The sequence below is a fragment of the Aerosakkonema sp. BLCC-F183 genome (assembly GCF_041929145.1).
Taxonomy (GTDB): Bacteria; Cyanobacteriota; Cyanobacteriia; order Cyanobacteriales; family Aerosakkonemataceae; genus Aerosakkonema.
Window position 1 is genome coordinate 1 of record NZ_JBHFNU010000074.1, and the last position, 12,688, is coordinate 12,688.

Below are 12,688 nucleotides of genomic sequence, written 5' to 3' on the forward strand. Positions count from 1 at the left end.
GACAGTAATTGCTGTAGAACCGAAACTAACTAGCCAAAATTGTTCTAACTGTGGGTCAAAAGTGGTGAAAACTTTAAGCAACAGAACTCATCAATGTCCTCATTGCAAATATGTTGCTGACCGAGATGAGAATGCAGCAAAAAACATTTTAAAACTCGCTTTAAAACAACTATCAACTACGGTCGGGCAGACCGAAAGTAACGCCTCTGGAGAGATCGATATCTGCTTGGGTGAGGAAACTCAACTAAGTAAATCAACTCGCAGAAAGAGGAAACCCAAAGAGTAATCTTTGGAATCCCTGTACCTTCAAGGTCGGGAAAGATGTCAACTTCTCAATATCTCGATAAATTTGCTGTCAAATGATAGATTGCGATCGATCGGACTGAGATAGGCAAACGGCTCGACATCTATGAACCGATTCACTGGTGTTAACATTATCGGTCTGATTGCGATCTTGCTAATTGTGGCGATCGCTATGGCAGTCGTGGCTGGCTTCAACACTCGCCTTCCTGGGGAGGATATTAATACACCTTCTCACCCGTCTCCGAGTCCCACTGCCTCCCCAGACGAACCCAGCGATGAACAAACGCCAAAGCCTTCTCATTCTCCATCTCCATCTCCAAATGAAGAAGATCCCATACCCGCACTGTGGTAAAAAATTGCATTAAAAATGTGACTATTTTGATTGATATTTTGATTGAATGAATATACTGAGCGACATTCTGATTATTGGTGGCGGAATCGTTGGCCTTTCGCTGGCGATCGAACTAAAATTACGGGGAGCAAATGTTACCGTCCTAACGCGAGACTTTCAGCAAGCAGCTACCCACGCAGCTGCTGGAATGTTAGCACCCCAAGCCGAACAATTACCTCCCAGCCCTATGCTAGATTTATGTCTCCGCAGTCGGGCATTGTATCCAGATTGGACAAATAAATTAGAACAAATTACGGGTACCCCAACTGGATTCTGGCCTTGTGGCATTCTGTCACCAGCCTATGACATCCAGGAGCGAGCAAGCAATATTTCATCTGAGCAGAAGTTCAGCGGAAAATCTCCTGTTAGCATCTGGTTAGATAAAGAAGCTATTCATCAGCATCAGCCGGGATTGAGTTCGGAAGTAGTCGGTGGATGGTGGTATCCGGAAGACGGACAAGTAGATAATCGCGCTTTAGCAATAACATTGTGGGCCGCAGCACAACAATTAGGCATTCATATTTGCGAAGGCGTAAATGTTGAAGAAATCCAAACCCAGAACAAGCAAGTCATCGGTGTTAAAACATCTGCTGGAGATTGGCAAGCTCAACAATATATTTTCGCAACTGGTCCGTGGTCAAATCAATTATTGCCCGTGCCAGTATATCCCAAAAAGGGACAAATGCTATCCGTGCGCGTGCCTTTACCTTCCCTGGCATCCCCCCCGTCACCAGAAGGAAAAGAATGTTTCCTTTCATCCCCCTCGTTGACAACAGAGAAAGTATCTTCCTTTTCATCTTTACCATTGACGGTCGGGCCAGAGGGAAGCTTACCTTTAAAACAAGTTTTGTTTGGCTCGGAAATCTACATCGTGCCCCGTCGAGATGGCAGAATTATCATAGGAGCAACCAGTGAAGATGTAGGCTTCGCACCTTATAATACGACCGGGGGAATACAAGCATTGCTGGCACGAGCGATTCGACTTTATCCCGAATTACAACATTTTCCCATTCAAGAATTATGGTGGGGATTTCGACCGACAACGCCAGACGAATTACCGATATTAGGAGGGAGTGCTTACGACAATTTGACTCTAGCAACCGGACACTATCGCAACGGTATTTTGTTAGCGCCTATCACCGCTTTTCTGATTGCCGATGTAATTTTAGAGCAAAAACACGACCCGCTTCTGAATCATTTTCACTACTCACGGTTTAGCAATACTCAGCGTTACCGAAGCAGAGAAATCTAAGAAAATTAAGAAACCGGTGCTAGAGGCACTTCACCCACGTAGGAAACAGAGAAATGCAAACTTTAGATAAATCATCCTTACAAACAAGCGATTTCAGTTTTTTAGATAACTCCCTGACTATCGCCGGCAAAACTTTCCAGTCGCGCCTAATGACGGGAACTGGCAAATATCGCAATATTGCAGAAATGCAGCAAAGTATCATCGCCAGCAGTTGCGAAATTGTCACGGTTGCGGTAAGAAGAGTGCAAAGCAACGCACCCGGACACGAAGGACTCGCAGAAGCGATCGACTGGTCTAAAATTTGGATGTTGCCCAATACGGCAGGCTGTCAAACGGCTGAAGATGCCATCCGCGTAGCTAGACTGGGACGGGAAATGGCCAAAATATTGGGCCAGGAAGACAATAACTTTGTCAAATTAGAGGTGATTCCCGATCCTAAATATTTACTACCAGATCCGATCGGCACTTTGGCAGCCGCTGAGAAACTGGTTAAAGAAGGCTTTGTCGTTCTGCCTTACATCAATGCCGACCCCATACTGGCAAAACGCTTAGAAGAAGTCGGCTGCGCTACCGTTATGCCTCTCGCTTCGCCGATCGGTTCGGGACAGGGCCTAAAAAATGCCGCCAATATTCAAATAATAATTGACAACGCACAAGTTCCTGTGGTAGTAGATGCCGGAATTGGAGCGCCCAGCGAAGCCGCCGCCGCAATGGAGATGGGAGCCGATGCCTTGTTGATCAATACTGCGATCGCCCAAGCTCAGAATCCCCCAGCAATGGCACGGGCAATGGCTATGGCAGCAGCAGCGGGGCGTCTCGCTTATCTAGCTGGCCGAATTCCCGTCAAAGCATACGCCAGCGCTAGTTCGCCCCTCAGCGGCACAATTAACGGTTAGAGGATAGGGGCTGTGCCTCGTTACCAGGCTTTAGCCTGGTAACGCAAGTCTGGAGGCTCTGCCTCCTATGCCATAAAAAGGCATCAAGCAATTTGAAAGTAATCCCTCGTTAAATAGCAACTGAATCGATGTACCGCAGTAAGGTAGGCGCTGTCTGGGATTGGCTTCCGCCAACTTTAGAAGGCGTCTGTGTTAGCAATAAGGGTGTTTTTCTATAGATCCCGTAAATATTCTATTTAAGACTGTATCAGCAAATTTACGCTTTATATGAATTCAAATTTAATGTAAGCGGCGCTGTCGATTTTACCGAAAAGCGAAAAAAAGATTGACCTATATTAGTAAAATTTCGATGGCGACCAAGAAATCTTTTTGCTATTGTAAGAAGCCCCGCTTAAACTCGATGCTGCAACGATCAGTTTATGATAGCTCTCTCGTAGGTTTACGCCTTTAGATAGAGTTTAAATATGAGGGTAGAAGTGTAAGCTATCAACAAATTTGCCAGCCCAAAGCATCTAACTACTTTCTCTTTAAAAGTAGTGATGTCAGTACAAATTTCATGCGGAACTTTTTTCTTTTCTGTTTGGCTTTGGTATTAGTTCTTCTCGGGGCAATGGCACATTTTCCGAGCCCAACCTGGTTGAGTGCGACGGAAGATTTTGGCATTAGGAAAGTAGCTAGCTTGATGCCTGTTGAATCGACTGACAGCAATGCAGTTGAAGTCGATGGTATTCGGTTTGAAACTGCAATCCCGGAGCGTGTATGGCGCATTCCAGAAAATAAACCGGGTGTGGCTACATCCGTGCAGTTGGGTATCAGCGTTACTAACAATACATCAAATCCACTTTACTTTAGTTTTTATAATTATATGTTGCCAGAGCTTGTAAAATCTGATGGTCAATCACTTCTGTCGGGCGGTGGGAGCAATAGAATGCCCTATCCTATAGAATCCGATTTTCTGTTAGTAAGGCCAGGAGAGCGCGTCACTCATTTTAGGGAGGCAAAGCTGTTTTGGAATGAGAACCAACTTTTATTTGGTTCTCATAACTCGCGTGTCAGCTTGCGTCTCGGTACATGGGTTTATCAGGATATTAAGCCTGGTTCATATTACATTCGATTCAATTATAGTAACCGAGAACCCCAAGCAACTTACTATAAACCGGAAACCAAGCAACCCATACGATTAGAAGGTATTTGGACAGGCCGGGTAACAACTCCCTTTATTGATATCCGTTTAGTTAACCCTTGATTAAAAAGATTATTGGGTCAAAAACAAGTTTACCAAACAGCAGTGAATTTCATAATTGAGTGCTACAGAAAAATTAGCAATAAGGCAGCCAACATGACATCTGGAGAATCTTTTAACAGCAATCCCGCTGAAGCGGAGGGCATATACGCAGAAATTGGGAATCCGAACCCAATAGTCTTCCCCACCAGGGTCTATGCCATCCCAAAAAATCAGCTAGGGGTAAGTACTCCGCTCGAATTGGGTATCCGTCTGTTGAAAAGTTGTGATGTCAGTAGATATTTTATGTGTAACTTCTTTCTTTTTTGTTTGGGTTTGGTTTTACTTTTGCTAAGGGGATGACGCATTTTTATGTGCCGCCAGGGTTGACTGCGACTGAAGATGCCGCAATAGGGAGGGTAGCTAACTTGAAATCTTTTGAATCAACTGACAACAATGCAGTTGAAGTAGATGGCATCCGCTTTGAAACTTTAGTGCCAGAGCGCGAGTTTATTATTCCTACGAAAGAGAATACCAAAACTACCGTGCAATTCGGGATTCGCGTTACGAATCTTTCGGAAATTCTCTATCGCTTTAAATTCTTCGGCTTGATGCCAGAACTTCAAGATGCCAAGGGGAGAGTAATAGAGAGATCTTGGGGCATAAATGCCACCAAAACCCCGCAAGAAACCGATTTTATATTGGCTATGCCTGGAGAGAATTTGACTTTTTTTGTAGAAGGCGAATTGTACTGCTATGAAGACAAGTTTGAACTCAGAGGCTATGAAAGTTCTGGCGGGGTTTGGACTTTTCGCACTCTCAATCCAGGTAGATATCGAGTTCGGTTCACTTATGAAAATCAAAACGCCATGAGAAAAATCCCTTATGGAGGAACTGTGGAAGGACTGTGGACAGGAAAGGCATCTACACCTTGGGAGGAGTTCCGCCTAGTCTATTGATGAATTGAAATCACATCGCAATTACTGTCTAGATTTTGTTTTGCGCCAAGACTATTATTTTTTTGGAACCTAATACCTAAAGGAGTTACAAAATGCCATCGCGACAATATTCCCTACTTGGGTTGGCTATAACCTTGGTAGTAACCCTTACCGGACAGTCTGGTGTTGCTTTTACTATCAATTATCCTCCTCCAGATGGAAGATCCAATGCTTTCATTCGCTACAACGAACCTGATTACGAGGGCGAGGCGTATTTAGTTGTTGCAGAAGAGATTGAAAGGGGTGGAACTAATAAGCTTTGGCAATTGCTAAACGATTTTTCTAATAGGTATCCTGGACGCTGGGAATTTCGGCGTGCCGAGAACGACTTACAGGGTAGCTTTGATCTCCTAAATTATTACATCTGCGGCCCACAAACTACAGATTGTGGAGCAGAAATAGGTATTCCTGTATCAGGAGGTGTTGGATCTCTTCTTGACTTACGGTACTATCCAGCCCTGTTACCACCAGGCGACCCCTTACCCGACCCTACGGGTATTACTAGACGAGTCCAATGGATTCAACGGGTGTACAGTAATCATAGCCTCAATCCCGACCGACATGGTTCGATTGAAAACGTTCTCGATATTGATATTGGACAAACTACCCCATACTATTCCGGTGTTGCGGGAAACGGATTTGGCGTCCCGCCGTACAGATTCTTTGGAGACAGACCATACAGAGTAGATCCTGTAGAAAGCCATTTCTGGGATGCTGAACTCTACTTGGTTGAAGAGGCGCAAGTTATAGGAAGCCAGAAAAGGACAGTTACGATTTATAACGGGATGAAATGGGGTTGGAGAAACAACAGTCGTCGAAAATCAACTTGTAACGGAAGTAGCGGCGGTGGTGGATGTTTCACTGTTACTGCTACTAATACTAACACACTTACTAACCGAGAACTGCCACTTTCCGACTTCGACAGCGGCGACCCAAATCAATCAGCGGAAAGAGTCCCCGAACCCACCACTATATTAGGACTGTTGGCATTAGGTGCTGCTGGTACAATTCAAATGCTGAAAAACAAATTTACCAAACAGCAGTGAAAAGTTTTTACACCCTGCTATTCGCCTTGTGCATCATCCTCATCGACCCTTTTGGCAACAGTCGAGGTTCCATTTGGACAGAACCAAAAGTATTAGCCGTCCTCTTAATTACTCTGTTAAATTTCTCAATCCTTTGGGAAGAAAGAAAATCCCTCACCATACCCCGCAACTGGAAAACCTACTCGATACTGTGGGCATTATTTTTAGGAATAGGACTGCTTTCCACTTTATTAAGTCCTTTCCCACTCCGCTCTTTATTCGGTCAAGAACAGATGGGTGATGGCTGGTTATATTGGTTAACAATAGCCGCTTTTACACTCAGCAATACCCTACTATTAACACATCACCCAGAACTTTTTCGTCCCCAACTAAAGGGACTGCTGATAGGAGGAGTTATCCTTGCTATTAGCATCTTTCCCCAAGTCATCGACTGGCGAATTGACTATACCGCCACGATGGGTCAACTGATCCAGAAAAATGTCTTGGCTAGTACCATTTTCCAAGGTCAGCAACCGATTGGTTTGTATTCCCATCGAGGTCATGCCTCATTTGTACTCGCAGCAATAGTAATTTTTCTGCTGGTCAGTTGGCAGCGACAGTGGATAAGCAGCCGCACGGTGAAAATGGTAGGAGTATTGATGATATTAGCATTCCTACTAACTCAGACCAGGCAGGCAGTATTAGCTCTGCTAATAGCAACTGTTTACTTATTAGGGAAAAAATACTATAAACTGTTAGTTCCTGCTACGATTGTCTGTCTGCTCGTAATTGGTATCGCTACTACCACCCGGCAGATAGATAATTTACCTTTAATTAAACAAATCACGTCAGACCGAATTTATCTGTGGCAGCTATCAAAGCGGGGAATAAGTCAGCGTCCTCTACTTGGATGGGGAATGAATGGTTTTGGCACTGCTTATCCGTATATTTTAAACCCTGACAAGACGGTAAAAGTTGTACGTTTGGGTGACTTCAGTCTCGACTACGTTAACAAAAAAGGAAAGCTAAGCACGATACCTTTACCTACCGCCAAAGCTCACAACCTACTCCTAGACACCACCCTATCTGTAGGTATTTTAGGATTGCTATCATATTCGGCACTCATAATATTTGCAATCAAGCAAACTATCCAATCGCCCTACCAAGGCATAGAAGCAATAGCCATCTGTTATCTAATCTTTACCTTCACCTGGTTTGAATGCGCCCAGTACACCCATATAATGTGGTGGGCGCTTAGTTTTTGGGGAACTTCCAACCTGACAAATCGCTCGAACTCTGTCAACCCATCCCTTGAACAAACCGCACCCATACACCCACCCAGAGATTTAATAGCCGCCACCCAAAATAAACCCTTATTAGTAATTTTAATTGTCAGTTTCTTATTATTATCCACTACTGCAACTTACTATTTTATCAACCAACATCTGCCTTTTCTCAAAGCAGCTTCTAATCAATCAACTTGTGCCAGTTCCACCAGTAGCCCAACAGACAATGCCATCGCCAAAAGGTACGGCGACTCTGCTTATCCTTGGACTAACAACATCAAGTGGAACTGCGTATACAACATCAAAGACTTTCCGGGAGAAACAATACTCGATCGATATAACAAAGCCCGCGATGCCGCCGTCGCCAACGGTGGTGGAGTCGTTTATTTCCCAGCCGGAATCTATCAATTCACAGACAACCTCTATTTGAAAGATGGTGTAGTCATCCGAGGTGAAACTCCCTCTCTCTCTGATGCTAAATCAACTAACTACAACCCGACTACTAAATTCATCTTTCCTAAATATGAGCCAAAACTGTCAGGCAGTGGCACTCCAAATAGTACAGCCTTTAAGAAAATACTTACTACTTCACCCAATACCGACAGCAATATAGGCATTATTAATGTAGACATCAACCGCGCTGGTATTTACCTGTTGGGGGATGTTGACGTGGTTAGAAGTAAAAATATTATCATCTACGGAATTCGCAGCAACAATGTGGCTGACCCCATCCCTAATGTTCCCGATCGATCGTATCAATCACCTTGGTTGCGCTACAGCCACCCCTTCGCTGCCAATATTAAAATTACAGCCGATGCCAATGTCTTAGTTAGTAACAATCGTCTCAACGATGCGATTACCGATAACTACGACCAACCAGGCTATCAAATCAAAGCTTTTGATAATAAGTCAACTATCACCTATACTGAAGGTTGGAAAGTGCCGTTTCACTACGGAAACCACTATGGAATTGTAGTCGATCGGACAAAAGCAGAAGGTATTGAACTTGACTTTGAACCAGCGGCAGACCCCAATGCAGAACCCGGACTTTTCCGTAAAGGTATAGTGATTCGAGACAACTGGATATATCATACTATGAGAGCGGCTATTCGCGCTGCTGGGGATGGGTTGGTTATCAAAGACAACCAAATTAAAGACCAACCCAACAAGCAGTGGTGGACAAACCCTTGGGGAAATGGACTCCCCATTATCAATGTAACATACGAGAACCGGGCGATCGATTGGGCGGGGTGGAATGTATTAATTCAAGGCAACCGCTATGAAGTGTACCGACATCAACTTTTAGACACAAAAAACTATAGCGTAGATGGAGAAGGCATTTTGATTCAAGAGTGCTGTGGCGGCACTCAAATTAATGGGGTTTTCATAACAGAGAATGAAGGGAATAGTTACATCGGTTTGTATAAGACTCCCTACGTAAAAAATGTGGAAATAACTCGGAACAAACTTTTATCTAATGTCACAGATACTCCTTTAATCTATGTCAGTGCGGATACCAATAACGGTATTCATGCTATGGAGAATGTGAGAATTGAGGATAATGTTATTAATGGCGGGGTGATGTCGAGAGCAAGCAAAGGGGGTAGCGGTAATACGATTAAAAACAATACTGGTTCTCCGGGTGGCTTTCTCAAGTACTCTTGTCATGTGGCGGTGGAAGGGAATAATGGTTTTAAACTTAAACCTTGTTTGAAGACTCTGCCCTCCGGGTAGGGAGAAGAAGGTTTCGCTTGTTGCTGACTAATCAAGTTCTAGAGCGCCAGTCCGATTAATCGTTGTTGACAAAAGTAAGATAGTGTGAATCTCTATTTATTTCTCGGAGGGGCGCTCTCGTCGCACGCTACGCGATCGCCCCTACACAATACATATTTTGTTCTTTTTGTCAATCCCTTCTCCTCAACTGGCGAGCGAGTACCTAGTTGGCAAAATTTGTAAATTTTTGTAAATTTTTTAAGAAATGGTATACAATAAGAATTGTTACGATAAGTTAAAATAAGAAAAACCGAGGATAAGATTCATGCCCTACACCACAGAAGAAGGCGGTCGTCTGAACAACTTTGCCATTGAGCCAAAGATTTATGAAGCAACCCCTCCCAACAAGACCCAGCAGCGGAACTATCTCATCATGGGAGTGGCAGCGATCGCTTTAGTTGCCGGATTGGTCGTAGTGGCTTTTTCTGCTTCTAACGTCGGCTAGAAATCAATACCATCAATAAGCGGCACGGTTATGTTTCCTTGCCAAAATAACCGGACTTCCCAGAGCGGAGGATGTCCGGTTGAATTTGTTTAAGGGCCAGTTTGCTGCAACTGTACCGGGCGACAAACCCCTCATAAATGTAAAAATTGGATAGAATCAGGCAGACTCGGCATCTCGATTGTGTCAGATTTTGGTGAATCCAGTCTGCAACATTATTGGAATATTTGTGTGTGAACCGTTCGCCTACTACAGCAGAGCTCGACCTAAATAAATTATTTCCATTTGCGCTGGATCAATTTCAGCTCAAAGCGATCGCTGCATTAAATGCCGATCGATCCGTCGTCGTTTGTGCCCCCACAGGTTCGGGGAAAACATTAATTGGAGAATACGCCATTCACCGTGCCTTAGCGCGGAACAGACGAGTATTTTACACCACACCCCTCAAAGCACTTTCCAACCAAAAGTGGCGCGACTTCAGCGAGCAGTTTGGGCCTGACATAGTGGGATTGCTGACCGGCGATATGTCGATCGACCGGGACGCGCCTATCTTGGTGATGACCACAGAAATCTTCCGCAATATGCTCTACGGCACACCAATAGGGGAAGTTGGCACATCGTTAGTTGGAGTGGATGCGGTAGTCCTGGATGAGTGCCACTACATGAACGATCGCCAACGGGGTACAGTTTGGGAAGAATCGATCATCTACTGTCCCCGCGAAATTCAATTAGTCGCGCTTTCCGCCACCGTCGCCAACAGCGAACAGCTGACCGACTGGATCGGTAACGTTCACGGGCCAACCGAACTGATTTACTCAGACTTCCGCCCCGTACCTCTGGAATTTCACTTTTGTTCTCCCAAAGGATTATTTCCTCTCCTGAACGAAGATCTCACCAAAATCAATCCTCGCCTCAAACCTAAAGGCCCACAAAAACAACCGGGAAAACGACCGGAAAGTCCGAGTTTGAACTTTGTGCTGAGTCAATTGCGGGAACGCGATATGTTACCGGCAATTTATTTTATCTTCAGCCGTCGGGGTTGCGACCAAGCCGTCGAAGAAGTGGGCGACCTGACGCTGGTGAATAAAGCAGAAGCGCAACAGCTAAGGCGGAGAATCGAAGAATTTTTGGCACGCTATCCAGAAGCAGGCAGAACGGGACAGATCGAACCGCTTTCCAGGGGCATTGCTGCCCACCACGCGGGCATTTTACCGACTTGGAAAGGTTTGGTAGAAGAACTTTTTCAAGAAGGATTGATTAAAGTGGTGTTTGCCACGGAAACTCTGGCAGCTGGGATTAATATGCCCGCACGGACAACCGTAATTTCCACACTCTCCAAGCGTACCGATCGCGGACACAGGTTGCTCAACGCCTCGGAATTCTTGCAAATGGCCGGACGGGCGGGGCGTCGGGGGATGGACGAACGGGGCTATGTGGCGACGCTGCAAACACCTTTTGAAGGAGCGAAGGAAGCTGCTTACCTGGCAACATCCAAACCCGATCCGCTCGTCAGCCAGTTTACACCCAGCTACGGTATGGTGTTGAACTTACTGCAAACTCACACGATCCAAGAAGCGAAAGCTTTAGTGGAACGCAGCTTCGGTCAGTATCTGGCAACACTGTACCTCAAACCGCAGCAACAAGCGATCGCCGATCTGGAATCTGAACTGGGAAATCTTCAGTCCCAAATGCAGCAAGTCGAACCCACCGCTTTAGCTAATTATGAAAAATTACAACAGCGGCTCAAAGTAGAACGGCAGTTGCTCAAAACCCTGCAACAGCAGTCTGCCTCTATGCAAGCGGGCGATATGGGATTAGCCCTCCACTATGCTGTAGCGGGAACTATACTCAGCCTCAAAGGTAAACACGTACCCGTGTCTACTCCTATGCCGGCCACCTTGGTCAATAAAATACCCGGCCCCGGACAAAGCCCCTACCTGATCTGTCTGGGAAAGGATAACCGCTGGTATGTGGTGGGAACAATTGACGTGGTTGGTTTTCATGCCGAATTGCCTCGGATTGCCGCTGTCGATCGCCTGTCAGGGCCACCGCCCGATATGGCCATGAAACTCGGTAGCGTGCGTACAGGTACGGAAGTAACTGCTGTTGTCGCCAATACCATCCCCATACCACCGCCGCCGTCAGATCCCCCAGAAGTCGTAGCCCAAGCTGAATCGGTTAAAGCACTGGAAGCGCAGGTGGCAGCTCATCCCATCCATCGCTGGGGCAATCCCGGTACGCTGCTCAAACGCTATCGCCGGATCGTATCTTTGCAGGAAGAGATAAGCGATCGTCAAGCAAAACTCGACAGACAAACCCAACGCCATTGGGAAGAATTCCTCGACCTGATCCAAATTTTACAAGGGTTTGGTTGTTTGGAAGGATTGGTGCCCACCCCGATGGGTCAAGCAGCAGCAGCAATTAGGGGCGATAACGAGCTGTGGTTGGGATTGGCGCTGATGTCCAGAGAATTTGACGATTTAGACCCTCATCACCTAGCGGCTGCTTGTGCAGCTCTGGTCACCGAGACACCCCGCCCAGATGCCAGAACCAACTACGATCCCGCTCCACAAGTGGAAGAAGCTATGGGCAAATTGCGCTCTTTGCGCCGCCAGCTATTCCAAATGCAGCGCCGACACAACGTAGCTTTGCCAGTTTGGCTGGAGGATGATTTAATTGGTTTGGTGCAGGAATGGGCGTTGGGCGTAGAGTGGGTGCATCTGTGCGAAAACACAACCTTAGATGAAGGAGACGTAGTGCGGATGTTACGCCGGACGTTAGATTTTCTCTCGCAAATACCCCACGTACCTTATTTGTCGGATTCATTAAAGCAAAATGCCAGTCGCGCCATCCAACTGATGGATCGGTTCCCAGTGAATGAGATTGTCGGCTAAAGATTTTAGATTTGAGATTTTCGATTTGAGATTTTAAGTTCGATCTCAAATCTGAAATCTCAAATCTAAAATTTGAAATCGTTTTGAGGAGTGACAAATCAGGTGTTAGGAGTGAGGAGAAAGGCGTCAGTTCCAGTTCTATTTATTTGTGGGCAAAAGTTACTCGTAAATAAACAGCAAAAGGCAAAAAGAACAAAAATAAACTA

General features: G+C 45.5%; 10 protein-coding genes. All 10 read left to right on the top strand.

Annotation, left to right across the window (positions count from 1 at the left end; all coding sequences use genetic code 11):
* Positions 1-286 (top strand): zinc ribbon domain-containing protein (locus ACE1CD_RS21790; protein WP_374826222.1); only part of this gene is annotated, 286 nt, incomplete at its 5' end.
* 123 nt (positions 287-409) lie between these two features.
* Positions 410-655 carry a hypothetical protein gene (locus ACE1CD_RS21795; RefSeq protein ID WP_374794564.1) on the top strand — a complete coding sequence of 82 codons (246 nt, stop codon included), beginning with the start codon at positions 410-412 and terminating at the stop codon, positions 653-655.
* Positions 656-701: 46 nt separating this feature from the next.
* A complete protein-coding gene (gene thiO, locus ACE1CD_RS21800; protein ID WP_374826223.1) occupies positions 702-1,946 on the top strand; it encodes a glycine oxidase ThiO in 1,245 nt (414 codons plus the stop codon).
* Between the two features lie 53 nt (positions 1,947-1,999).
* Positions 2,000-2,842, top strand: a complete 843-nt coding sequence (locus tag ACE1CD_RS21805; RefSeq protein WP_374794566.1) for a thiazole synthase — start codon at positions 2,000-2,002, stop codon at positions 2,840-2,842.
* 610 nt (positions 2,843-3,452) lie between these two features.
* Positions 3,453-4,088, top strand: coding sequence for a hypothetical protein (locus ACE1CD_RS21810; RefSeq protein ID WP_374794567.1), 636 nt, complete (start codon positions 3,453-3,455; stop codon positions 4,086-4,088).
* A gap of 335 nt (positions 4,089-4,423) precedes the next feature.
* A complete protein-coding gene (locus ACE1CD_RS21815) occupies positions 4,424-5,023 on the top strand; it encodes a hypothetical protein (protein ID WP_374826224.1) in 600 nt (199 codons plus the stop codon).
* Positions 5,024-5,115: 92 nt separating this feature from the next.
* Positions 5,116-6,108 (top strand): PEP-CTERM sorting domain-containing protein, encoded by a 993-nt coding sequence (locus ACE1CD_RS21820; protein ID WP_374826225.1) that lies wholly within the window; start codon positions 5,116-5,118, stop codon positions 6,106-6,108.
* Positions 6,105-9,107: an O-antigen ligase family protein gene (locus tag ACE1CD_RS21825; RefSeq protein WP_374826226.1), complete on the top strand. Its 3,003-nt coding sequence runs from the start codon at positions 6,105-6,107 to the stop codon at positions 9,105-9,107. The genes ACE1CD_RS21820 and ACE1CD_RS21825 overlap by 4 nt, the downstream gene beginning before the upstream one ends.
* A gap of 304 nt (positions 9,108-9,411) precedes the next feature.
* On the top strand, positions 9,412-9,591 hold the full coding sequence (gene psb34, locus ACE1CD_RS21830) for a photosystem II assembly protein Psb34 (protein WP_374794571.1): 180 nt from the start codon (positions 9,412-9,414) through the stop codon (positions 9,589-9,591).
* Positions 9,592-9,821: 230 nt separating this feature from the next.
* Positions 9,822-12,482, top strand: coding sequence for a DEAD/DEAH box helicase (locus ACE1CD_RS21835; protein ID WP_374826227.1), 2,661 nt, complete (start codon positions 9,822-9,824; stop codon positions 12,480-12,482).
* Positions 12,483-12,688 lie beyond the last annotated feature (206 nt).